The organism is Xanthobacter versatilis, assembly GCF_043193975.1.
GTDB classification, from domain to species: domain Bacteria; phylum Pseudomonadota; class Alphaproteobacteria; order Rhizobiales; family Xanthobacteraceae; genus Xanthobacter; species Xanthobacter autotrophicus_E.
Map to the genome: position 1 here is coordinate 169,268 of NZ_JBAFVB010000005.1, position 22,281 is coordinate 191,548.

The 22,281-nt window shown below is 67.8% G+C and carries 21 protein-coding genes; 5 read left to right on the forward strand and 16 right to left on the reverse strand.

What is annotated here, in order from left to right:
• Positions 1-123 precede the first annotated feature (123 nt).
• From V5F66_RS12130 to V5F66_RS12190, 13 genes are all read right to left on the reverse strand, one after another.
• Positions 124-540 carry a F0F1 ATP synthase subunit epsilon gene (locus V5F66_RS12130; protein WP_394093948.1) on the reverse strand — a complete coding sequence of 139 codons (417 nt, stop codon included), beginning with the start codon at positions 538-540 and terminating at the stop codon, positions 124-126.
• Between the two features lie 152 nt (positions 541-692).
• On the reverse strand, positions 693-1,013 hold the full coding sequence (locus V5F66_RS12135; RefSeq protein ID WP_394093949.1) for a hypothetical protein: 321 nt from the start codon (positions 1,011-1,013) through the stop codon (positions 693-695).
• A gap of 52 nt (positions 1,014-1,065) precedes the next feature.
• Positions 1,066-2,502: a F0F1 ATP synthase subunit beta gene (gene atpD / locus V5F66_RS12140; RefSeq protein WP_012114105.1), complete on the reverse strand. Its 1,437-nt coding sequence runs from the start codon at positions 2,500-2,502 to the stop codon at positions 1,066-1,068.
• A 48-nt stretch (positions 2,503-2,550) separates the two neighbouring features.
• Entirely contained in the window at positions 2,551-3,426 is an 876-nt protein-coding gene (locus tag V5F66_RS12145; RefSeq protein WP_012114104.1) for a F0F1 ATP synthase subunit gamma, read from the reverse strand.
• A 36-nt stretch (positions 3,427-3,462) separates the two neighbouring features.
• Complete coding sequence (atpA, locus tag V5F66_RS12150) at positions 3,463-4,992, reverse strand: F0F1 ATP synthase subunit alpha (RefSeq protein WP_012114103.1); 1,530 nt, start codon at positions 4,990-4,992, stop codon at positions 3,463-3,465.
• Positions 4,992-5,597, reverse strand: coding sequence for a F0F1 ATP synthase subunit delta (locus V5F66_RS12155; protein ID WP_394007126.1), 606 nt, complete (start codon positions 5,595-5,597; stop codon positions 4,992-4,994). The genes atpA and V5F66_RS12155 overlap by 1 nt, the downstream gene beginning before the upstream one ends.
• Before the next feature lie 185 nt (positions 5,598-5,782).
• The gene (locus V5F66_RS12160) at positions 5,783-6,508 is read right to left on the reverse strand and encodes an amino acid ABC transporter ATP-binding protein (RefSeq protein ID WP_012114100.1); all 726 of its coding nucleotides are present in this window, start codon (positions 6,506-6,508) and stop codon (positions 5,783-5,785) included.
• Positions 6,486-7,145, reverse strand: coding sequence for an amino acid ABC transporter permease (locus V5F66_RS12165; protein ID WP_012114099.1), 660 nt, complete (start codon positions 7,143-7,145; stop codon positions 6,486-6,488). Before V5F66_RS12165 ends, V5F66_RS12160 begins: the two co-directional genes overlap by 23 nt.
• The gene (locus V5F66_RS12170) at positions 7,142-7,816 is read right to left on the reverse strand and encodes an amino acid ABC transporter permease (protein WP_012114098.1); all 675 of its coding nucleotides are present in this window, start codon (positions 7,814-7,816) and stop codon (positions 7,142-7,144) included. The genes V5F66_RS12165 and V5F66_RS12170 overlap by 4 nt, the downstream gene beginning before the upstream one ends.
• Positions 7,817-8,015: 199 nt before the next feature.
• On the reverse strand, positions 8,016-8,825 hold the full coding sequence (locus tag V5F66_RS12175; protein ID WP_012114097.1) for a transporter substrate-binding domain-containing protein: 810 nt from the start codon (positions 8,823-8,825) through the stop codon (positions 8,016-8,018).
• 267 nt (positions 8,826-9,092) lie between these two features.
• The gene (locus V5F66_RS12180; RefSeq protein ID WP_012114096.1) at positions 9,093-10,454 is read right to left on the reverse strand and encodes a S41 family peptidase; all 1,362 of its coding nucleotides are present in this window, start codon (positions 10,452-10,454) and stop codon (positions 9,093-9,095) included.
• Entirely contained in the window at positions 10,451-11,869 is a 1,419-nt protein-coding gene (locus tag V5F66_RS12185; protein ID WP_394093950.1) for a murein hydrolase activator EnvC family protein, read from the reverse strand. The genes V5F66_RS12180 and V5F66_RS12185 overlap by 4 nt, the downstream gene beginning before the upstream one ends.
• 166 nt (positions 11,870-12,035) lie before the next feature.
• Positions 12,036-13,943, reverse strand: a complete 1,908-nt coding sequence (locus tag V5F66_RS12190; RefSeq protein ID WP_394093951.1) for a M3 family oligoendopeptidase — start codon at positions 13,941-13,943, stop codon at positions 12,036-12,038.
• Between the two features lie 218 nt (positions 13,944-14,161).
• On the opposite strand from V5F66_RS12190, the gene V5F66_RS12195 reads away from it, so the two are divergent.
• From V5F66_RS12195 to V5F66_RS12205, 3 genes are all read left to right on the forward strand, one after another.
• On the forward strand, positions 14,162-14,926 hold the full coding sequence (locus tag V5F66_RS12195; RefSeq protein ID WP_394093952.1) for a response regulator: 765 nt from the start codon (positions 14,162-14,164) through the stop codon (positions 14,924-14,926).
• Between the two features lie 152 nt (positions 14,927-15,078).
• Positions 15,079-17,040 (forward strand): L,D-transpeptidase family protein, encoded by a 1,962-nt coding sequence (locus tag V5F66_RS12200; RefSeq protein ID WP_394093953.1) that lies wholly within the window; start codon positions 15,079-15,081, stop codon positions 17,038-17,040.
• A gap of 417 nt (positions 17,041-17,457) precedes the next feature.
• Positions 17,458-18,915 carry a DUF882 domain-containing protein gene (locus V5F66_RS12205; protein WP_394093954.1) on the forward strand — a complete coding sequence of 486 codons (1,458 nt, stop codon included), beginning with the start codon at positions 17,458-17,460 and terminating at the stop codon, positions 18,913-18,915.
• An 80-nt stretch (positions 18,916-18,995) separates the two neighbouring features.
• Here V5F66_RS12205 and V5F66_RS12210 read toward each other — a convergent pair whose 3' ends face one another.
• The gene (locus V5F66_RS12210; protein ID WP_012114090.1) at positions 18,996-19,259 is read right to left on the reverse strand and encodes a DUF2312 domain-containing protein; all 264 of its coding nucleotides are present in this window, start codon (positions 19,257-19,259) and stop codon (positions 18,996-18,998) included.
• A gap of 338 nt (positions 19,260-19,597) precedes the next feature.
• On the opposite strand from V5F66_RS12210, the gene V5F66_RS12215 reads away from it, so the two are divergent.
• On the forward strand, positions 19,598-20,596 hold the full coding sequence (locus V5F66_RS12215) for a DMT family transporter (RefSeq protein WP_394093955.1): 999 nt from the start codon (positions 19,598-19,600) through the stop codon (positions 20,594-20,596).
• A gap of 35 nt (positions 20,597-20,631) precedes the next feature.
• Positions 20,632-21,183 carry a DUF1036 domain-containing protein gene (locus V5F66_RS12220; protein ID WP_394052202.1) on the forward strand — a complete coding sequence of 184 codons (552 nt, stop codon included), beginning with the start codon at positions 20,632-20,634 and terminating at the stop codon, positions 21,181-21,183.
• Positions 21,184-21,209: 26 nt separating this feature from the next.
• Here V5F66_RS12220 and V5F66_RS12225 read toward each other — a convergent pair whose 3' ends face one another.
• Positions 21,210-21,803 (reverse strand): tetratricopeptide repeat protein, encoded by a 594-nt coding sequence (locus V5F66_RS12225; protein ID WP_394093956.1) that lies wholly within the window; start codon positions 21,801-21,803, stop codon positions 21,210-21,212.
• A 314-nt stretch (positions 21,804-22,117) separates the two neighbouring features.
• The gene (gene ykgO / locus V5F66_RS12230) at positions 22,118-22,243 is read right to left on the reverse strand and encodes a type B 50S ribosomal protein L36 (protein WP_012114086.1); all 126 of its coding nucleotides are present in this window, start codon (positions 22,241-22,243) and stop codon (positions 22,118-22,120) included.
• Positions 22,244-22,281 lie beyond the last annotated feature (38 nt).

Below are 22,281 nucleotides of genomic sequence, written 5' to 3' on the forward strand. Positions count from 1 at the left end.
GGCCTCGCGGCCGCCGTTCGAACAATCCATCTCTCCAAGGCGCTGTCCGGTTCACCCGGATTGAACCAACCGGCCGGACCGGACCCGCCCACACAGGCCAGAAGCGAAACGCTCCGTCGCGCCTCAGTGCCCGCCGGTGCGGCCGTTCTCGAGCGCCGTATAGACCTGCTCAAGATCGGCGAGCTGGCGCGCCGCGCGCTGGCGGCTCTCGTCGGTGGTGGCGTCGGCCACGTCTTCCTTGGCGTCCTGGATCTGCTGCTGGAGCGCACCCAGATCCAGCTCGTCCAGCGGCTTCGCCTCTTCGGCGAGGATGGTGAGGCCAGCCGGGTTCACCTCGGCAAAGCCACCGCGCACGAAATAGGAGCGCGGCGCCCCGTCACCCTTGATGGTGAGGATGCCGGGCTTCAGCATGCCGATGAAGGGCGCATGGCCAGCCATCACGCCGAATTCGCCTTCCGCACCGGGCACGATCACCTCGGTCACGGCGCCGGAAAACACGAGCCGCTCGGGCGAGACCAGCTCAAAGGGTAAGGTCGCCATAATTCTCGTCTCCGGGTCGTCCCGAACGGGAGGCGCCCCAACATCGGGTGCTCCTCCGGACGCCATCCACCGGATGGACGCCCTTACTCCATGAAGGAAGGCAGCTTCACCGGACAGGCCTGATCAGCCCGGCCGCAACCGCCTCCGCGGCATCAGCGCCGGCGGTCGGCCACAAAGCCGACGCCGAGCCCGATGATGGCACCCACCACGGCAGCAAGGCCGATGTGCCGGCTTTGCTCCGAGGTCAATCCGCCGCGCGGGCTCTCACCCTGCAGCTCAATATTGATGCCCGGCAGCCGGATCTCGGCGACCTGCGGCCGGGTCAGCCAGCCGGTGATGCCGCCAGCCACCAGTCCGAGCACAAGGCCCAGGACCTTCACATTCATCATTTCCTCACCCCCTGATCCGAACTTCCCACTTGGGTACAACACCCTGCGCGGCAAATTCGCCTCAAAGCGGAGCAGGAAAATCACGCATTCCGATCACCTTGGAGGGATGACCGGAACGCCTTTGCCTTGCAGTCGCTCAGGCCGCCTCGGCCGCGAGCTTCTTGCCCTTCTCGATGGCTTCTTCCATGGAACCGACCATGTAGAAGGCCTGCTCGGGCAGGTAGTCGTACTTGCCTTCCACCAGGCCCTTGAAGCCGGCGATGGTGTCCTTCAGGTCCACGAGCTTGCCCGGGGAGCCGGTGAACACTTCCGCCACGTGGAAGGGCTGCGAGAGGAAGCGCTCGATCTTGCGGGCGCGGGCGACCGTGATCTTGTCCTCTTCGCTGAGCTCGTCCATGCCCAGGATGGCGATGATGTCCTGGAGAGCCTTGTAGCGCTGCAGGGTCTGCTGGACCTGACGCGCGGTGTTGTAGTGCTCGTCGCCGAGGATGGCGGGGGAGAGCATGCGCGAGGTGGAGTCCAGCGGATCCACCGCCGGGTAGATGCCCTTTTCCGCGATGGAGCGCGACAGCACGGTGGTGGCGTCCAGATGGGCGAAGGAGGCGGCGGGCGCCGGGTCGGTCAGGTCGTCGGCCGGCACGTAGATGGCCTGCACCGAGGTGATCGAGCCCTTGGTGGTGGTGGTGATGCGCTCCTGGAGCGCGCCCATGTCGGTGGCGAGCGTCGGCTGGTAGCCCACCGCCGAGGGAATGCGGCCGAGCAGAGCCGACACTTCCGAGCCGGCCTGGGTGAAGCGGAAGATGTTGTCCACGAAGAAAAGCACGTCCTGGCCCTGGTCGCGGAAGTGCTCGGCGACGGTGAGGCCGGTCAGCGCCACGCGGGCGCGGGCGCCCGGAGGCTCGTTCATCTGGCCGTACACCAGGGCGCACTTGGAACCGGCGGCGGAGCCACCGTTCTCGTGCGGGTCCTTGTTCACGTTGGACTCGATCATCTCGTGGTAGAGGTCGTTGCCCTCGCGGGTGCGCTCACCCACGCCGGCGAACACGGAATAGCCGCCGTGCGCCTTCGCCACGTTGTTGATCAGCTCCATGATGAGCACGGTCTTGCCCACGCCGGCGCCGCCGAACAGGCCCACCTTGCCGCCCTTGGCGTAGGGGGCGAGGAGGTCCACCACCTTGATGCCGGTGACGAGGATCTCGGCTTCCGTGGCCTGCTCCGCATAGGAGGGGGCCGGCTGGTGGATGCCGCGGGTGGCTTCCGCCTCGATCGGGCCGAGCTCGTCCACCGGCTCGCCGATGACGTTCATGATGCGGCCGAGGGTGCCGGCACCCACCGGCACCTGGATCGGCGCGCCGGTATCGGTGACCTCGAGGCCACGCACCAGACCTTCGGTAGCGTCCATGGCGATACAGCGCACGGTGCTCTCACCGAGGTGCTGCGCCACTTCGAGCACCAGCCGGTTGCCCTGGTTGGTGGTCTCCAGCGCGTTGAGGATTTCCGGCAGATGGCCGTCGAACTGCACGTCCACGACGGCGCCGATGACCTGGGTGATGCGTCCGACCTTGTTCGCCATTTTCGTCGTCCTCGTGTCCTATTTCCGACCGAGCCTTGGTCCCGGGCCTCAGAGGGCCTCGGCGCCGGAGATGATCTCGATGAGTTCCTTCGTGATCATGGCCTGGCGGGTGCGGTTGTAGATGAGCGTCTGCTTCTTGATCATGTCGCCCGCATTGCGGGTGGCGTTGTCCATGGCGCTCATCTGCGAGCCATAGAACGACGCCTGGTTCTCAAGCAGCGCGCGGAAGATCTGCACGGCGATGTTGCGCGGCAGCAGGTCGGCGAGGATGTCCTCCTCGGCCGGCTCGTATTCATAGACCGGGCCGCCCTCGCCCTCGTCCTGCGCCTCGAACACGGCGGGGATGATCTGCTGGGCGGTGGGGATCTGCGAGATCACGCTCTTGAAGTTGGAATAGAAGAGCGTGCACACGTCGAAGGCGCCCTGGTCGAGCAGGGTGAGGATCTTCGACGCGATGTCCGAGGCATTCTTGAAGCTGAGGGTGCGCACGCTGCGCAGGTCCACCAGCTCGATGATGCGGTCGGGATAGGTCCGGCGCAGCTGGTCATAGCCCTTGCGGCCGACGCAGAAGAACGTCACGTCCTTGCCTTCGCCGATCAGCTGCTGCGCCTTCTCGCGCGCCAGGCGCACGATGGAGGTGTTGAAGGCGCCGCACAGGCCGCGCTCGCCGGTGCAGACCAGAAGCAGGTGCTTCTGCGACTGCCCCGTGCCGGCGATCAGCACCGGCGCCTGACCGGCGCCGACGATGCCGGCGGCAAGGTTGCCCAGCACCGTATCCATGCGCTCGGCATAGGGACGGGCCGCTTCCGCCGCCATCTGGGCGCGACGCAGCTTCGCCGCGGCGACCATCTGCATCGCCTTGGTGATCTTCTGCGTCGCCTTCACCGAGGCGATGCGGTTCCTTAGGTCTTTCAGGCTCGCCATGGTGCCCGTCCGTCAGGTTCGAGGAACAGGCGCCGCTCAGGCAAAGCTCTTGGCGAAGGCGTCGAGGGCCTTCGTCAGCTTCTCCGTGGTGTCCTTGGAAATCTCCTTGGACGAGCGGATGGCTTCCAGGATCTCCGGATGCTGGGAGCGCAGGGCAAGCAGGAGACCCTGCTCGAACTCACGCACCTTGGAGACCGGCAGCGGGTCGAGGTAGCCGTTGGTGCCGGCGAAGATCACCGCCACCTGCTCCTCGACCTTGAGGGGCGAGAACTGGCTCTGCTTCAGCAGCTCGGTGAGGCGGGCGCCGCGGTTGAGCAGCTTCTGCGTCGAAGCGTCGAGGTCCGAGCCGAACTGGGCGAAGGCGGCAAGCTCACGATACTGGGCGAGCTCGCCCTTGATCTTGCCCGCCACCTGCTTCATCGCCTTGATCTGGGCCGAGGAGCCCACGCGCGACACCGACAGGCCGACGTTCACCGCCGGGCGGATGCCCTGGTAGAACAGGTCGGACTCAAGGAAGATCTGACCGTCGGTGATGGAGATCACGTTGGTCGGGATGTAGGCCGACACGTCGTTGGCCTGGGTCTCGATCACCGGCAGCGCGGTGAGGGAGCCTGCGCCCAGCGAATCGTTCAGCTTCGCGGCGCGCTCCAGCAGGCGGGAGTGCAGGTAGAACACGTCGCCGGGATAGGCCTCGCGACCCGGCGGGCGGCGCAGCAGCAGCGACATCTGGCGATAGGCCACGGCCTGCTTGGACAGGTCGTCATGGATGATCAGGGCGTGCATGCCGTTGTCACGGAAATACTCGCCCATGGCGGTGCCGGTGAACGGCGCCAGGAACTGCATGGGGGCCGCGTCCGAGGCGGTAGCGGCGACCACGATGGAGTATTCCAGCGCGCCCTGCTCTTCCAGCACCTTCACGAACTGCGCGACGGTGGAACGCTTCTGGCCCACCGCGACGTACACGCAGTAGAGCTTGGCCTTCTCGTCCGTGCCCTGGTTGATGGGCTTCTGGTTGAGGATCGAGTCGAGCGCCACGGCGGTCTTGCCGGTCTGGCGGTCGCCGATGATCAGCTCGCGCTGGCCGCGGCCGATGGGGATCAGCGCGTCGATGGCCTTGAGGCCGGTCTGCATGGGCTCATGCACCGACTTGCGCGGGATGATGCCCGGCGCCTTCACGTCGACGCGGCGGCGCTCGGTATATACGATCGGGCCCTTGCCATCGATCGGATTGCCGAGGGCGTCCACGACGCGGCCGAGCAGACCCTTGCCCACCGGAGCGTCCACGATGGCGCGGGTGCGCTTGACGGTCTGGCCTTCCTTGATCTCGCGGTCCGAGCCGAAGATCACGATGCCGACGTTGTCGATTTCGAGGTTCAGCGCCATGCCGCGCGTGCCGTTCTCGAACTCGACCATCTCGCCGGCCTGGACATTGTCGAGGCCGTAGACGCGGGCAATGCCGTCACCGACGGAGAGAACCTGACCCACCTCGGAAACCTCGGCCTCCTGGCCGAAGTTCTGGATCTGCTCCTTGAGGATGGCGGTGATTTCAGCGGCTCGAATGTCCATCAGCGGACCTCTTTCATCGCATGCCGGATAGAATTGAGTTTGGTCTTGAGAGAGGCATCGACCATGCGGGAGCCGAGCTTCACGATGAGACCACCGAGGATGGACGGATCGACGGTGACGTCGAGAATCACGTCCTTGCCGGTCTGCTGGGCCAACGCTTCCTTGAGCGCGAAGAAGTGCGCATCGCTCAAGGGCGCCGGCACCGTGACCTGCGCCGTCGTCTCACCGCGCATGGCGGCGACGAGGGACGCATAGTCGGCAACCATGCGGGGCAACGCGAACAGGCGACGGTTCTGCGCCACCCGCCTCACGAAATTCCCGGCGAGACCGGAAATGCCCGCCTGATCAAGTACCGCCGAAATGGCCTTCAGCTGCTCCTCGGCCGAAAAGACCGGGCTTTTGACCAGCCGCGCCAGATCCGCGCTCTCCGCAATAAGGGCCGACAAGCGATCGAGATCCGCCTTCACGGAATCGACGGCGCCGGCCTCTGTCGCCAGTTCGAACAGCGCGGTCGCGTAGCGCCCCGCCATGCCTGACACGATCGTATCCGCCACCCCGCACCTCTCTCGAACTTGCAGCCCATGCCGCGCGCCTTGCGCAGCCATTGCCCAAGCCCTTGATCTGTTGGGAATAATCTAGTGCGACCCCGCGAGAGGGCTAAACCCGCCTCCCGAAATCCCGGTGTGCCTAACACAGGCAGAAGTGGGCGGCAACATGACCGAACGATGGCGCCTAGGCCGCATTGCCGCACCGCGATGCCAGGATACCGCCCGCGCCGCCGCCCGGCGCCTTATGCCACACCAAGAAACTGCTTCAGCTCGGGCGTCTGGGGGTGCGTGAACACGTCTTCGGGCGGACCGATCTCGTGCACCCGGCCCTGGTGCATGAACACCACGCGGTCGCACACCTCGCGGGCGAAGCGCATTTCGTGAGTCACCATGAGGAGCGTCATGCCCTCCTCGGCGAGAGCCTTCACCACGGCGAGCACCTCGTTGACCAGTTCCGGGTCGAGGGCCGAGGTGATCTCATCACATAGTAGGGCCAGCGGCTTCATGGCCAACGCCCGGGCGATGGCGACGCGCTGCTGCTGGCCGCCGGAGAGCTGGTCGGGATAGGCGTCGAACTTGTGGCCGAGGCCCACCTGTTCCAGGCGCACCCGCGCTTCCGCCTCCGCCTCCTTGGCGGAAACCTTCTTCACCACCATGGGCGAGAGCATCACGTTGCGCCCCGCCGTGAGGTGGGGGAACAGGTTGAAGCCCTGGAAGATCATCCCGACCTTGAGCCTGAGCGCCCGCAGGTGCACTTCGTCCGGCGCCAGCTGGGCGCCGGCCACCACGATGGAGCCCTGGTCGATGGTCTCCAGCCCGTTGACGCAGCGCAGCAGGGTGGACTTGCCCGACCCCGACTTGCCGATGATGGCGATGACCTCGCCCGGCTCGATGTCGAGGTTGATGCCCTTCAGCACCTCGTTCTGGCCGAAGCTCTTGCGCACCTCAGTGATTGTGATGAGCGACATTCAGCTTCCTCTCCAGGATCTGGCTCGACTTCGACAGGGGCCAGCACAGGGCGAAATAGATCAGCGCCGCAAAGCCGTAGACCGTGAACGGCTCGAACGTGGCGTTGGTGATGATGGTGGCGGCCTTGGACAGCTCCACGAAGCCGATGATGGAGGTCAGCGCCGTTCCCTTCACCACCTGCACCGAGAAGCCCACCGTGGGCGGCACCGCGATGCGCATGGACTGGGGCAGGATCACGTAGCGCAGCTGTTCCACGAAGCTCATGGCCAGCGAGGACGAGGCCTCCCACTGCCCCTTGGGAATCGATTCGACGCAGCCGCGCCAGATCTCGGCGAGGAAGGCCGAGCTCCACAGGGTCAGCGACACGAACGCCGCCGCCCAGGGCGACACGTCGAGGCCAAGCAGCGGCAGGCCGAAGAAGATCAGGAACAGCTGCATCAGCAGCGGCGTGCCCTGGAACAGCTCGATATAGAGGCCAGCGGCGCGGCGCAGCCACGCCTTGCGGGCGATTCGGGCATAAAGCACGACCAGCCCCACCACGCCGCCGCCGACGAAGGCGAGCAGGGAGAGCAGCACGGTCCAGCGGGCGGCCAGCAGCAGGTTGGAGACGATGTCCCAGGTGGAAAACGCCGTCATCGCGCGACACTCCTGCGGGGGAACACCAGGGCGCCGATGCCCCGCATGACCTGCCGCACCAGCACGGCGAGGGCGAGGTAGAGCACGGTCGCGACGATGTAGGCCTCGAACGCCCGGAACGTGCGGGACTGGATGAAGTTGGCGGCGAAGGTCAGCTCCTCCACCGAGATCTGCGAGCACACCGCCGAGCCGAACATGACGATGACGATCTGCGAGGACAAAGCCGGCCAGATCTTCTGCAGCGCCGGCACCAGCACCACGTGGCGGAAGGTCTGCACCCGGCTCATGGCCAGCGAGGCCCCGGCCTCGAACTGGCCCTTGGGGGTCGCCTCGATGCCGGCGCGGATGATCTCGCAGGCGTAGGCGCCGAGGTTGATCACCATGGCGAGGATGGCCGCCTGCATCTCGGTGAGCCCGACCCCGATGGCCGGCAGGCCGAAGAAGATGAAGAACAGCTGGATCAGGAACGGCGTGTTGCGGATCAGCTCCACATAGGCTTCCACCAGCGGCCGCAGCCAGCGCGGGCCCTGGGTCTTGGCCCAGGCGCAGGCGATGCCGAGGGTGACCCCCAGCACGCCGCCCACGGCGATCAGCTCCAGCGTGACGGCGACGCCCTTGGCGATCACCGGCGCATAGGCGCCGAGGGAGGAGAAATCGAAGCTGTAGGCCATCTGTGCCCTTTCCCCCTATGGCGGCACTCAACACGCCGGAACCCGCCTTCCGGAACCGGGGCCGGCGCCTGGAACCCGGCTCCCTCTCGCCGCAGAGCAAGGGCCGAGGAGGGGCGGCCCCGTCCTCACGACCCACCGCAGCGAAAGCGGAGCGGGCTGTCGCGCGCCGGCCAAAAGCGGCGCGCGACGACTCAGGCCCTCACAGGTCCGCGGGAAGCGGCGCGCCGAGCCATTTCTGGGAGATCTTCTCCAGCGAGCCGTCCGCCTTGGCGGCGGTGATGATGGCGTTGACCTTCTCCAGCAGCTTGGGCTCGTCCTTGTTGAGGCCCACGTAGCAGGGAGAATTCTTGATCAGCACCTTCACCTGCGGCTTCTTCGGCGGGTTGCGGGCAAGGATCGCCGCCGCCACCACATTGCCCGTGGCCACCACCTTCACCTGGCCGGAGAGGAAGGCCGAGATGGTGGAATTGTTGTCCTCGTAGCGCTTGATGTCGGCGGTGGGCGGGGCGACCTTGGTCAGTTCCAGGTCCTCCACCGAGCCGCGGGTGACACCCACCGTCATGCCGGCGATGTCCTCCACCTTCTCCACCTTCACGTCGGCGGGGCCGAAGATGCCGTTGAAGAACGGGGCATAGGCCACGGAGAAATCCATCACCTTCTCGCGCTCGGGATTCTTGCCGAGGCTGGAGATGACGAGGTCCACCTTCTTGGTCTGGAGATAGGGGATGCGGTTGGCGCTGGTCACCGGCACCAGCTCCGCCTTCACGCCCAGCTTGGCGGCGATGAGGTTGGCCACGTCGATGTCATAGCCCAGCGGCTTGAGGTCCACGCCCACCGACCCGAAGGGCGGGAAATCCTGCGGCACGGCGATGCGGATCACGCCAGCCTTCATGATGTCGTCGAGGGTATCCGCCCGCGCGGCCGTCGACAGCGCCACCGGCGCCAGCGCGCCGAGAAGCGCACCGGCAGCGAACGCCGCCCGAAGGAAATTCCTGCGATCTGAGCGCATGTTGCGCCTGCCTCCCTGACACGGCGCAACGGCGCCTTTCAGCCGGAGACTGAGCAAGCCCTATGCCAAGGCTATCCAGCGGCGGGCCTGCCGCACGGGAGGCGGTCCGTCACGCGGTCGTCACAAGCGGCACCGGTAACGGGGCCGCCGATTGAGGCGCGATCGAGCCGGCCGGGGCAAAATGAAAAGCCCCGCCCGATGTCTCGGACGGGGCATTTGCACAAACTTCAGGCGCCCATATTCCGGGCAGACCTCCGAAGGTGAACCTCAGTTCGCCTGGGACGCCTTGTTGGGGCTCGCCGGGAAGGCGGCGTTCTTGACGGTGCCCTTCATCAGCTCGACGGCGAGCTTCAGCTGGGTATCGTCCTTGGGGTCCGGCGGAACATAGGAGGGCGAGCCGGTCTGCTCGTCGTCGCCGTTCTTCAGGTGGCCCTTCAGCGAGGCTTCGCCGCGGGTGGTGTCGAGGGACGCGCCGAGCTTCTGCTTCATCTCGTCCGGCAGGTCCTGAACCAGGACGATGTCCGGCTCGATGCCCTTGGCCTGGATGGAGCGGCCCGACGGCGTGTAGTAGCGCGCCGTGGTCAGGCGCAGCGCGCCCTGCTGGCCGAGCGGGATGATGGTCTGCACCGAGGCCTTGCCGAAGGTCCGCGAGCCGAGGACGGTGGCGCGCTTGTGGTCCTGCAGGGCGCCGGCCACGATCTCCGAGGCCGAGGCCGAGCCGCCATTGACCATCACGATCACCGGACGGCCCTTGGTGAGGTCGCCGCCACGGGCGTTGAAGCGCTGTGTTTCCTCAGCGTTGCGGCCGCGGGTGGAGACGATCTCGCCGCGCTCCAGGAACGCGTCGGACACCGCCACCGCCTGGTCCAGCAGGCCGCCGGGATTGTTGCGCAGATCAAGGATGTAGCCCTTGATCTTGTCCGGCCCGATCTTGGCGGTCAGGTCGTCGATGGCCTTCTTGAGACCCTCGTAGGTCTGCTCGTTGGTGAACGAGTTGAGGCGGATATAGGCGATGTCGTCGGATTCGATCCGCGAGCGCACCGTCTGGATCTTGATGGTGTCGCGCACCAGCTTGATCTCGAGGGGCTTCTCCACGCCCTTGCGCAGGATGGTCAGCGTGATCGGCGTGTTCACCGGGCCGCGCATCTTGTCCACGGCCTCGTTCAGGGTCAGCCCCTGGACCTGGTCGTTGTCGAGCTTGGCGATGAGGTCGCCGGAGAGGATGCCGGCCTTGCTCGCCGGGGTGTCCTCCATGGGCGTGACCACCTTCACGAGGCCGTCTTCCATGATGACCTCGATGCCGAGGCCACCGAATTCGCCGCGCGTCTGCACCTGCATGTCGCGGTGGTTCTTCGCGTCCATGTAGGAGGAGTGCGGGTCAAGCGACTGAAGCATGCCGTTGATGGCGGCCTCGATCAGCTTGGCATCGTCGGGCTTTTCGACATAGTCCGAGCGCACGCGCTCAAAGACATCGCCGAACAGGTTGAGCTGCTTGTAGGTGTCCGAGGACGCCGCCTCGGCGGCGGTGCCCAGGAAGAAGGGCGCCAGCACCCGCGGCTGAACCGCTGCAACGGCCACAAGGGCGCCAGCCGCCACGCCGAAAAGAAATAGAGACGTCCGACGCATCATCCACGTACCTTCTGACTGTCCGTTGCGGCCCACCACGGGGTAGGATCTATCGAGATCCCGTCTTTTCGGAACTCGACATATAATTGGGGCTGTCCCAAGGCTGCGCCAGCCTCATTGCCAAAACGTAATCCGCCTGCCGGAACAACGCTCGGGGCCTGACCTGCTGCCTGACCTGCAACCTGGCTTGAGGCCGGTACCACCGCGCTGCGCGCTGGTCCCGCAGTACGCGACAGGCCGCCCATCACCCCCACCGGCTCGCCCGCCAGGACGAACTGGCCGAGGTCCACGGTGATCCGTTCCATGCCTGCCATCAGGATATGGTAGCCGCCGCCCGCGTTTATGATCAAGAGTTGTCCGTAGCTGCGGAACGGCCCGGCATAGACCACCCAGCCGTCGGCCGGGGCGGTGACGGGGGCACCGGCACGGGTGGCGATGGTCATGCCCTTTTCGGCCCCGCCCACGCTGTCGGGGGCGCCGAAGGTCTTCACCGTCACGCCAGCAACCGGCAACGGCAGCAAGCCCTTAGCCTGGCTGAAGGCGATGGCGGGGGTAATCCGTGCCGGATTGCGCAAGGCGGTGAGGTCCGGCTTGCCCGGTTCGACGGGGCGGGTGACGGCCTTCGCGGCGTCGGCGGCGCGGGCGGAAGGCCCCACTTCCGTCTCCAGCCTCGTCACGAGATCGTGCACGTCGCCGGTGGCCTTGGCCACCGTCTCGGCCTGGCTTCTTTCGGCCGGGGGTACCGGCTGCTCCTCGGCCTGGCGACGCTGACGCTCCGTCACCAGAAGGGAGAGCCGCTTGCGGTCGTCATCCAGCTCGGCCTTCAGGCGGGTGAGGCTGTCGCGGGCAGCCGTCAGCTCGCCACGCACCCGGGACAACTCCGAGAGGTCGGCCGCCAGCGTCTCCGCCTCCACCCTGAGTTCCGGCAGCAGCGCGCCGAGGAGAATGGCCGAGCGCACCGCGTCCAGCGCATCGTCCGGGCGCATCAACAGGGCCGGCGGTGGCTCGCGGCCCATGCGCATGAGCGCCGCCAGCACCTGGGCCAGCACGCCGCGGCGCTTGGCGAGGGAGGCGTTAAGGTCGGTGGCGGAGCCGTCGAGCATGCCGATCCGCCCCTCCACGTCGATGAGCTGCTGCTCGACGGCGCGGGTGCGGGTGGCGGTCTCCACCAGCATCTGGTTGAGCCGGCCGCGATCCCCCTTGGCCGCATCCAGCTCCGCGCGCAGCCGCTTCTGCGCCTCCTCGGTGCCGCGCAGGTCGGATTTCAGCGCATCGGTATCCAGGCCGGAGCGCGAGGGCGGGACCGGCGGCAGCGGCACCACGGCGGGGGCCGCGCCCGCCTGCCCAAGCGCCGCCGTCGCCGCCGGCAACAGGCCGGCGAGCGCAAGCGACAGGAGCAGGGCGGCCCTTGCGGTCATGGCCCAGATCCTCGGGGAAACGGGGTTTAGGAAACGTTAACCTTCGCCAAAGCGCTTTCGAGCGAAGTGGAAACCGGTTCGCGTGACGAAAGCGCGTCGACGTGGAAAGCCGGCGGGCACATCCGGCGGGGTTTCCCCCGCCGGATGCACATACCCACGCGAACGATCAGCCCTCCATGCTCTCCAGCTCGGAGATCATGCGGTCGATGAGGGAAAGCCCGGTCTGCCAGAACGCCGGGTCGCGGGCATCGAGGCCGAACGGGGCGAGCAGTTCGGCGTGGTGCTTGGTGCCCCCCGCCGAGAGCATCTCCAGATAGCGGTCGGCAAAGCCGTCGGCCGCATTTTCGTAGACCGCGTAGAGCGAGTTCACGAGGCAGTCGCCGAAGGCATAGGCATAGACGTAGAACGGCGAGTGGATGAAGTGGGGGATATAGGTCCAGAACGTCTCGTAGCCCGCGCCGAGATGGATCGCCGGGCCGAGGCTCTCGCCCTGCACCTTCATCCAGATCTCGCCGATCTTCTCGGAGGTCAGTTCGCCCTGCCGGCGCTCGATGTGGACATCGCGCTCGAAGGTATAGAAGGCGGTCTGGCGGACCACCGTGTTGATCATGTCCTCCACCTTCTGGGCCAGCATGATCTTGCGGGCCCGTGGGGTCTCGGCGCCGTCCAGCAGCCGGCGGAAGGTGAGCATCTCGCCGAACACCGAGGCGGTCTCCGCCAGGGTCAGCGGGGTCGGCGCCATCAGCGCGCCCTGCCGGGCGGCCAGCACCTGATGGACGCCGTGGCCCAGCTCATGGGCGAGCGTCATCACGTCCCGCGGCTTGCCCTGGTAGTTCAGCAGCACATAGGGGTGCGCGGAGGGCACGGTGGGGTGGGCGAAGGCGCCCGGCGACTTGCCGGGGCGCACCGGGGCATCGATCCAGGACTTCTCGAAGAAAGTCTTGGCGATGTCCGCCATCTTCGGCGAGAAGGCGCCGTAAGCGGACAGCACCGTGTCCTTGGCCTCGCCCCAGCCGATGTCGCGGGTCTCTACCTTGGGCAGCGGCGCGTTGCGGTCCCAGAACTCCAGCCGGTCCTTGCCGAACCAGCGGGCCTTCAGCGCGTAATAGCGGTGGGACAGGCGCGGGAAGGAGACGCGGATCGCCTCCACCATGGCGTCCACCACCTCCTTCTCCACCCGGTTGGCGAGGTGGCGGGAGGAGGCCACATCCTCGAACCCGCGCCAGCGGTCGGAGATTTCCTTGTCCTTGGCCAGGGTGTTGGTGATGAGGGTGAACAGCCGCAAATTCTTGCCGAAGGTGTCGGCCAGGGCCAGCCCGGCGGACTTGCGCACCTCTTCCCGCGGGTCCTGCATCAGGTTGAGGGTGGGCTCGATGGCGAGGTCCTGCCCGTCCACGGTGAAGCGCAGGGACGAGATGGTCTCGTCGAACAGCCGGCTCCAGGCGCCGCGGGAGGGGTTGGACTTCTCGTGGAACAGTTGCTCGATCTTGTCGTCGAGCTGGTAGGGCTTGTCCTTGCGCAGGTCCTCCACCCACGGGCGGTAATAGGCGAGCGCGGGATCGGCCATGGCGGCTTCAAGGGCCGCGTCGTCCAGCCGGTTCATCTCCAGCGTGAAGAACAGCAGGTGCGTGGAGGCGTCGGTGAGGCGCTCCTGGATGTCGCCGTAGAACTTGGCGCGGGCCGGGTCCGAGGTATCGCCGGCATAGATCAGGCTGCCGTACGAGGCGATCCGACCCAAGAGGTCGTCCACCTCCTCGTAGCTTTTCACCGCCGCGCCCAGCGCCGCGCCGCCGTCGGGAAGGGCGAGCAGGGCGGCAAGCTTGCCCTTGAAGGCGGTTTCGAACGCCTTGCAGGCGACATCGGCCTTGTCCAGGTCCGCCTTCAGCTCGGGCGAATCCATGGCCGGGTAGAGGTCGGTGAGGTTCCATTCGGGCAGGCGCTCGGCGGTCTGTACCGCTGCGGCGGTGGCGGGGGCGGCGTGACGGGCGGCGGCAAACGCGCTCTCGAAGTCGGCCGAAAGAACGGGATGGGCGGACGCGCGCAAAGCGAACGAACGGAAGAATGGGTGCAACATGGGACCTCCGGACCGTGGCGACGCGCGCGGCTCGCACCGCGGGCGCCGGTCGTCGGGGACAAAATCGCCGCATTGGGCCGGCGCCGCAAGCCGGCCCCGCCGCGACGGCGTGAATGCAGGGCCGGGGCGGCCAGGGCGGAGGTGCTCAGGGGTTCTTAACCATCGCCCGCCAAGCTCCCGGTGATTCTCTCTTCCGTCCTGCCGCAAGCGATTCCTGAATGACCCTGCCCCTGCTTCTGGTCGAAGATGACCCTGTCGAGGCGCGCCGCCTCTCGTCGGCCCTCGCCGGCCTCGGCTACGAGGTGACGCTGGCCCAGGATGGCGACGCGGCGCTGGACCAGCTGGCCACCGGCACCTTCGACGTGGTGCTGTTGGATCTGGTGGTGCCGGGCCTCGACGGCATGGGCGTGCTCGCCGCCATGGCGGCGCGCGGACTTGCGGTTCCGGTGGTGGTGCAGGTGACGGCGGCCGGGCTCGATGCCGCCTCGGGCGCCATTCGCGCCGGCGCGAGGGATTTCGTGGTGAAGCCGGCCGGGGCGCTGCGCCTGCAGGTGGCCCTTGCCAATGCGGTGGCCCTCGGCCGCGCCGCCGCGCCGGCGACCCGGCCCGCGCGGACCCAGCCAGACAACGCACAGCCGGACAATGTGGTGGCCTTCACCCCCGCGTCCGGCCCATTCGTCGTTGCGCCGCCCCCGCTCCGCGACAGCGGGACGGAATCCCCCCTGCCCCCGCTTCTGCGGACCGACAGCCTGGCTTACGCCCGCCTCGACGCTGCCGGCCATGCCCGCCGGCTGGAGCAGATCGAGGCCGAGGCCATCCGCTTTGCCTGCCACCTCTATGGCGGGCGCATGGCGGAGGTGGCCCGCCGCCTCGGCATCGGCCGCTCCACCCTCTACCGCAAGCTCGCTGAACTGGATGCCGATACGGTAGGCGGCAACCGCGATGTGGAACCAGATGCCGCGCGGTTTGTTGCCGCTGAGTGACAAGGCAGTGAAAACCTTGGCCCGCTCAAGCTTGTGAGTTGATCGGAACGCCGGAGCACGGCACCAACGGGCGGGGCTGTGGCGAGGAGAAGGCCATGTTTGGGGCCAGTGGGTACGGGGCTAACGGGTATCGGCGTCAGGACAAAGGGCGCGTGGTCACGGGGCTGGCGGGCACGCTCTCACGGCTGATGGCCGCAGGGCTCGTCGGCGCGTCGCTTGCCGCGTCCATCCCCGCCTTTGCGGAACAACCCGATCCGCCCGCCGCAGCACCCCTCACCGGCAATGCCGGCATGGGAACGGGCGATATGCCCCTGACCACGCCGCTGCCCCCGGTGACGGCCCCCGCCCCGCGCGCTGTAGCGGCGACGCCCGCACCGGTTTCGCCCGCCGCACCGGCAGCTCCGGTGCGTGGCGGCGTGGATTCGGCTGGCGACACGGCCCAAACCCTTCCGCTGACACATTCCGCCCAGCCGGCGCAGGCCCAGTCTGCCCCGACCTCCACCCCGGCCCAGCCTGCTGCGACGATCGCCGCACCCGCGCCGGCCGCGACCCCCGTGCCGGCGGCCCCGCCGGTGACCGTCGCGGCTGAAGATCCCCTCGCCCCGGTGGCCGAGGCCATCGCGGCGCTGCTGGCGACGCCCGAGAGCGTCACGGCTTCGAAGAAGGAGCAGGAAGCCCTCGTCGCCTTCTACGGCGCGCGGCAGAACATGCCGGTGTTCGTCGGACTGAAAGGCATCGACGCCCGCGGCAAGGCGGTGATCGCCCGCTTCGAGGCCGCCGGCGAGGATGGCCTCGAGCCCACCGACTATGCGGTTCCCGCACCGAAGCCCGGCGCTACCGCCTCAGATCTTGCCCGCACCGAGCTGAAGCTCGCCGTCGCGGTGCTCACCTATGCGCGGCATGCCCAGGCCGGCCGCTTCGATCCCGGCCGCATCTCGGCGCTGGTGACGCCGGTGCGCGAGATTCCCGACCCCACCGCGGTGCTGGCCAAGGTGGCCTATGCCCCCGATGCCAATGCAGCGCTGGCCGCCTACAACCCGACCCATGCCGGCTATCGCGCCCTGAAGGCGCAGCTCGCCCGGGTGACCGGACAGACCCCCGGCGTGGTTGCCGTTCCGCCCGGCGCGCAGATCCGCCCCGGCGCCAGCGACCCGCGCATTCCCACCCTGCGCACCCGCCTCGGCGTCACCGGCCGGCCTGCGGACGACAACGCGTACGACCCGGCGCTGGTGGATGCGGTGAAGGCCTTCCAGGAGGCCTCCAAGATCAAGCCCACCGGCATCGTCGGCCCCTCCACCATCGCCGCCCTCAACGCCGGGGCCACCCCCGGCGGCGGCAGCCTGAAGTCGGACGTGATCGCCAACATGGAGCGCTGGCGCTGGCTGCCGCGCGACCTCGGCGAATCCTATGTGATGGTGAACATTCCGGAATTCCTGGTCCGCATCTACCAGAGCGGCCATGAGATCCACGAGACGCGGGTGGTGGTGGGCAAGCCGGAGACACCGACGCCTCTGCTCAGCCGCGAGATGCAGTACATCGTGGTGAACCCGGCGTGGAACATCCCGCCGTCCATCGCCCGCAACGAGATGATGCCGCTGCTGCGGTCCGACCCCTCGGCCCTGTCGCGGCGCGGGATCGAGGTGGTGCGCAACGGGTCCGGCGGCTATTCGTTCCGCCAGGTGCCCAGCGAGCGCAACGCGCTGGGGCGTATCAAGTTCATGTTCCCCAACGACCATTCGGTCTATCTGCACGACACCCCGTCCAAGGCGCTGTTCCAGAACGACCGGCGCGCCTACAGCCACGGCTGCGTGCGGGTCTACGAGCCGCTCAAGTTCGGCGAAGTCATCTTCAACCTCGGCCTGCCCAACGATCACTGGACCCAGACGCGCATCGGCAAGATGTTCGGCAGCTCCGAGCGCTATGTGAACCTGAAACAGCGCTTCCCGGTGCACATCGTCTATTTCAACGTGGTGGTGGACGATGCCGGCCGCCTCGCTGTGCGCGAGGATCTCTACGGCATCAATGCCGAGACCAAGACCCTGCTGGGCCTCAACGGCAAGCAGCGAATCGCCGACGGCACCTCCACCCGGGGCACCGCGCCGAAGACGCGCTGATCCTCCCCAACATACCGCTGCGACAGGGACGGCCCAACGGCCGTCCCTTTGTTTTTCAATAACTTGAAGCTCTAAGCCCAATCGCACACGCGTCAGTCTGCCGCGCTTTTCGGCCTGTGAATATCGCATGTCACAGGTTGCCTGGTGCGGCAAAGCCACAGCCCGACGCAAGGGTCGGCACGTTTTTGCCACACTCCGCCGATAATTCACGGACCCGTGACCGATGCTTCAGGGAAACCTGCGGTTCGTTCGCATGGGGGCGCGGGGTGTCAACTCACCCTTAACCGAACCCGACAAGACTCTCATCCCATAGCGTCGCGGCAACAGTCGCGGCGTCCTTGACATCTGAGCCTCGGGTTCGAGACATTGGCCATACGTTCCGCGATCACTGCCGTCCGATCCCTGCGCGCAAAAACCTTGCGCATCAAGGGGCTGCCCGCGCTCCGGGCCGTCGCCATCGGGTCGAGCCTTCTGATTGCCGGCACCTCCTCGCTGCAGAACGCGGTGGCCAACGGCGACACCCGCACAATCACCCTGCACCACACCCATTCCGGCGAGAGCGGCAGCTTCACCTTCAAAAAGAACGGCCGCTACGACGCCGAGGTACTGGCCCAGCTCAATCATTTCCTGCGGGACTGGCGCAACCAGAAGTCCACGCAGATGGATCCGGGCCTGTTCGACATCGTGTGGGAGGTCTATCGCGAGACCGACGCCACGGCGCCGATCCAGATCGTCTCGTCCTACCGCTCGCCCGAGACCAATTCCATGCTGCGCGCGCGCTCCAGCGGCGTGGCGAAATTCTCCCAGCACATGCTGGGCCGGGCCATGGACTTCTACATTCCGGGCGTGAATCTCACCGACCTGCGCGTCGCCGGCCTTCGGCTCCAGCGCGGCGGCGTGGGCTTCTATCCCACCTCCGGCTCGCCCTTCGTCCACATGGACACCGGTAACGTGCGCCACTGGCCGCGCATGACCCACGACCAGCTCGCCCGCGTCTTCCCCGATGGCAAGACCGTGCACGTGCCCACCGACGGGCGGCCCCTCTCCGGCTATAATACCGCCCTCGCCGAAATCCAGGCCCGAGGCTCCAAGGCCGGCGTCACCGTGGCCTCGGCCGACAGTGGCAAGGGCGTGAAGAAGTTCTTCTCCGGCCTGTTCGGCAAGAAGGATGCGGACGACGACGAGGGCGGCGAGACCACCACGGTCGCCGCCGCCGAAACCACAACCGAGGACGCCGCGCCCGCCCGCGCCAGCGGCAAGGCCGCTCCGGCCGCTGTCCAGGTGGCGACCGCGCCCGTGCCCCCGTCCCGCCCGGCCGAGATCGCCGCAGGGGCGCTGGTGGCCGCCAATGCCAGCCTGTTCGCCCCCCTGCCCCAGCGCCGCCCGGCTGAAGCCGGCGGCCGCGACGCCCGGGTGGCGAGCCTTACCGCCCCCGGCTCCAATGCCGGCTCGGTGCCACTGCCCGCCGTCATCACCCGCGGCGAGGCGTCGGAAGAGGGTCCCGCCCTGGGCTATGCTTCGCCGGGCCCCTTGAGCGAGCAGCGCAGCACCCTCTCGGGCGGAATGGTGCCCAACGCCGCCGCCCCCACCGTGGCCCATGCGCCGGCTTCCGCCGGAAAGCCGCGCGCCCGGGTCGCCGAGGTCACGTTCGGCCGGCTGTTCCTGTCGCCGAGCCTCTCCACGGAATTGTATCTGCGCACGCCGGAGCTGCGGCAGCTCGCCACCTTCATGGCGCCGCCCCACGAAGTGGTGGCCTCCGCCTTCTCGCGGGATGGCTCGTTCGGCCTGAAATCGCGCTTTTCCGGCACCGCGGTGGCGGACCTGCCCACCTATGTGTTCCGCGCCCCGGCCATCGCCTACACCCAGCGCATGTGAGCGCGCAGGTCCATTCGGCCTAGCTTCTGCCTAAGCGGGGGCGTGACGCGGCGGGGCACTCCCCGCCGCCCTGAACCTGCCTAAACGAAGATGCCCAGCGCCTGGAGATAAAGCTCCACGATCGCTTCCAGCTCCTTGCGCTCCTCGGCGTCTTCCTTGCGGATCTTGAGGATGGCGCGCAGGGCCTTCACGTCGAAGCCATTGGCCTTGGCCTCGGCGAACACATCCTTGATGTCGTCGGCGATGGCCTTCTTCTCCTCCTCGAGACGCTCGATGCGCTCGATGAAGGACTTGAGCTGCTCCTTGGCAAAGCCCGCGGGGCCTTCCGATGCGTCTTCAGCCACCTGGCCGGTCTCCTTGGCTCGAAAGCGCACTCCGCGGACCAAGCCGGCCTACGGATCGCGCGAAATACGGGTCCGGAACCGGCACGGCTCCAGAACGGGACGAAGATAGAGGCCGCCGCGCGGGCCCGCGTCAAGGATGCGTCCCCGCTATCCACGCCGCAGCCGGGGTGTGATGGAGGCTTATGGTATCTTGATCCCAAATACCCGCCATTGCCCTCACGCCGCACCGTGGCGCGATCCGGGCGCCCAGCCCGCCTCCGGGCGAAGCGACCCTGTTGCGGCGGGCCTGGATTGGCGCAATACCCCGCCCACCACGACCGCCGCTTCCGGCGCGCCTCATGTCCCCGAACCCGATCCGCTTCGTGACAGCCCAGCCCTTCCCGCGCCTCGCCTTCGGCATTGCGACCCTGACCCTCGGCGCGCTCGCCATGGGCGCCTCCGTCCTGTTCGTGCGGCAGGCGGATGTGGGGCCGTTCGCCAGCGCGTTCTGGCGGGTGGGCCTCGCCTTGCCCGTGCTCGCCGCCTGGGCCGCGCTGGCGGAGGGGCGGCGGGCGTTCCGGCCGGATCGCGCCTCGCTGCTGGCCGGGGGCTTCTTCGCCGGTGACCTCATTTTCTGGCACCTCGCCATCCTCGGCACCACGGTTGCCAATGCCACCGTGCTCGCCACCACCTCGCCGGTGTGGATCACCGCCTTCGCCGTCCTGGTGCTGCGCCAGAACATATCGCGCGCTGGCTGGACCGGGCTCGGCCTGTGCGGGCTCGGAGCGCTGGCGCTGGTGGGGCGCAGCTGGCAGTTCGATCCCGCACACCTGCCGGGTGACGCCGCCGGACTGGTCACCGCGCTGTTTTTCGCTGGCTATTTCCTGGCCCTGAGCCGCGCCCGGCACACCCGGAGCGCGGCGGCGGCGACGCTGGTGTCCACGGCGGCGACGGCGGCGATCCTGTTCGTCGTCGCAATCCTCGCCGAGCCGACCCTCTGGCCGTCGAGCACCGGCGGAGTGGCGGCGCTGGTGGCCCTCGCTCTGGTCGCCCAGGTGGGCGGACAGGGGCTGATGGCGGTGGGGCTCGCCCTGGTGCCGCCGGCCTTCGGCGCGCTGGTGTTCTTCCTGGAGGTGGTGTCGGCGGCGGTGCTGGGCGCGCTGCTGCTCCACGAGCCCATTGGCGCCCTTCAGGCCGTCGGCGGGCTGCTCATTCTGGGGGGCCTGGTGGTGGCGCGGCCGCGGCAGGCCGATAAACCGGCACCGGGGCTGCCTCGCTCGCGCCCCGATCCGGCGGCAGAAGGGACGGCAACGGCGCAAGACCGGCCGCCAGATCGCCCATCCTCGCGCGGGCATTGACGGGCCGGCGGCTTAGAGGCACACACCATCGCGACATGTCCTTCCCGTCCGACGGCATGACCCGTTTCACCACACTGAGCCGGCGCCTCCCGCGCGCGATGTCGCGCGGCCTGCGCCACGCTTTGCTCGTGCTGTGCGCGGCTGCACCGGCCGCAGCGCTGTTGCCGGATGCCGCCGCCGCCGAATTCCGCCTTTGCAACCGCACCCAGAGCCGGATCGGCATCGCCCTCGGCTACAAGGACGGCGACATCTGGACCACGGAAGGCTGGTGGAACGTCTCGGCCAACAGCTGCGAGACCCTGCTGCGCGGCGAGTTGTCGGCCCGCTTTTATTATCTCTACGCCGTGGATTACGACCAGGGCGGGGAATGGGCCGGCAAGGCCTACATGTGCACGCGGGAAAAGGAATTCACCATCAAGGCCGCTGACGACTGCCTCGCCCGCGGCTTCGACCGCACCGGCTTCTTCGAGGTGGACACGAAGGAGCAGAAGGCCTGGACCGTGCAGCTGACCGAATCGAACCAGACCAAGCCGGCGCAGGCGAACGTGCCTCCTCCGCCGCCGCCCCCGCCGCCAAGGCCCAGATAGGACCGCTCCGACCGGAGCGGTCGGTATCAGATCCCGCGGCCTTCCACCTTCAGCGACAGCTGGCTCTCCATCTCCTCGGTGCCGTCCAGGCGCGGATTGACGGCGCGGGCCATGCGCACCGCCTCCAATGCGCGCTTGTCGTCACCCAGCTCGCGCATGATGAGGGCGAGGCCGTAGAGCATGGAATAATGGCGCGGCTCGCGGGCCAGCACCTCGCGAATGTCGGCGAGGGCGCCGCCATAGTCGTCGCGCAAATAGAGGATGGTGGCGCGCTTGCTGAGGGCACCCACGTAATCGGGCTCAATCTCGATCACCTGGTCGAGGATCTGGAGCGCCAGGTCAAATGCCTTGGCCTCGGCGGCTGCGCCGGCGCGCGCCATCAGCAGGTCGACGCTCGGACTGCCGGAATCGGAGAACAGCTGGTCCAGCCGGTCAGCGATGATCTTGGAGCTGCGGTCGTCCGGCGCCACCTTCAGCGCCGCGAACAGCCCTTCGAGCTGGGTGCGCTTGTCCTTGGGCAGGCGCGGGCGGGCGGGAGCGGGCTCTGCCGGCGGACGGGCCTCGGACGGCCCCGTCGGCACGCCCGGCAGGGGCACGGGAACCCGCTCTCCCGGCAGCACGGATTGGGCTCCGGCACCTGTGGACAGCGTGATCATGAGGGGGAAACAGAAAAGAAGCGCAGCCGGCCGGGCGCGCCTCTTCCATCTGCGGGAAGCGCTGACGAAAGGGGCGGGAATGGGCGGCGTGTCCTCGGTCATCCCTGAAGTTTCCGCCCATGCGCGGATCGCGTCAACTCACCCGCCGGCCAGAAGCCGGGCGGGGCGGTCACGATGCAGGGAGACAGCGGGACGACCGGCTGGAACAGGTGTCCCAGCCCAAGAAGCAGAAGGGCAGGCAATGGCGCGGGCAAGAGGTGGAGAGCCCGCGCACGGGCTCAGCCCTGGCGCGCCTTGTAGCGCTTCTGGGTCTTGTTGATGATGTAGACGCGGCCCTTGCGGCGCACGAGACGGTTGTCCCGGTGGCGGCCGAGCAGCGACTTCAGCGAATTGCGGATCTTCATGACAAACTCTTTCCGGCCGACCGCTGCGCGTTTCCGCG

Coding starts and splice junctions, on each gene's coding strand:
- V5F66_RS12130 (WP_394093948.1), bottom strand. CDS start 540: ATGGCGACCTTACCCTTTGAGCTGGTCTCGCCCGAGCGGCTCGTGTTT.
- atpD (WP_012114105.1), bottom strand. CDS start 2,502: ATGGCGAACAAGGTCGGACGCATCACCCAGGTCATCGGCGCCGTCGTG.
- V5F66_RS12145 (WP_012114104.1), bottom strand. CDS start 3,426: ATGGCGAGCCTGAAAGACCTAAGGAACCGCATCGCCTCGGTGAAGGCG.
- atpA (WP_012114103.1), bottom strand. CDS start 4,992: ATGGACATTCGAGCCGCTGAAATCACCGCCATCCTCAAGGAGCAGATC.
- V5F66_RS12155 (WP_394007126.1), bottom strand. CDS start 5,597: ATGGCTGCGCAAGGCGCGCGGCATGGGCTGCAAGTTCGAGAGAGGTGC.
- V5F66_RS12160 (WP_012114100.1), bottom strand. CDS start 6,508: ATGTCGCTCATCACAATCACTGAGGTGCGCAAGAGCTTCGGCCAGAAC.
- V5F66_RS12165 (WP_012114099.1), bottom strand. CDS start 7,145: ATGACGGCGTTTTCCACCTGGGACATCGTCTCCAACCTGCTGCTGGCC.
- V5F66_RS12170 (WP_012114098.1), bottom strand. CDS start 7,816: ATGGCCTACAGCTTCGATTTCTCCTCCCTCGGCGCCTATGCGCCGGTG.
- V5F66_RS12175 (WP_012114097.1), bottom strand. CDS start 8,825: ATGCGCTCAGATCGCAGGAATTTCCTTCGGGCGGCGTTCGCTGCCGGT.
- V5F66_RS12180 (WP_012114096.1), bottom strand. CDS start 10,454: ATGATGCGTCGGACGTCTCTATTTCTTTTCGGCGTGGCGGCTGGCGCC.
- V5F66_RS12185 (WP_394093950.1), bottom strand. CDS start 11,869: ATGACCGCAAGGGCCGCCCTGCTCCTGTCGCTTGCGCTCGCCGGCCTG.
- V5F66_RS12190 (WP_394093951.1), bottom strand. CDS start 13,943: ATGTTGCACCCATTCTTCCGTTCGTTCGCTTTGCGCGCGTCCGCCCAT.
- V5F66_RS12195 (WP_394093952.1), top strand. CDS start 14,162: ATGACCCTGCCCCTGCTTCTGGTCGAAGATGACCCTGTCGAGGCGCGC.
- V5F66_RS12215 (WP_394093955.1), top strand. CDS start 19,598: ATGTCCCCGAACCCGATCCGCTTCGTGACAGCCCAGCCCTTCCCGCGC.
- V5F66_RS12220 (WP_394052202.1), top strand. CDS start 20,632: ATGTCCTTCCCGTCCGACGGCATGACCCGTTTCACCACACTGAGCCGG.
- ykgO (WP_012114086.1), bottom strand. CDS start 22,243: ATGAAGATCCGCAATTCGCTGAAGTCGCTGCTCGGCCGCCACCGGGAC.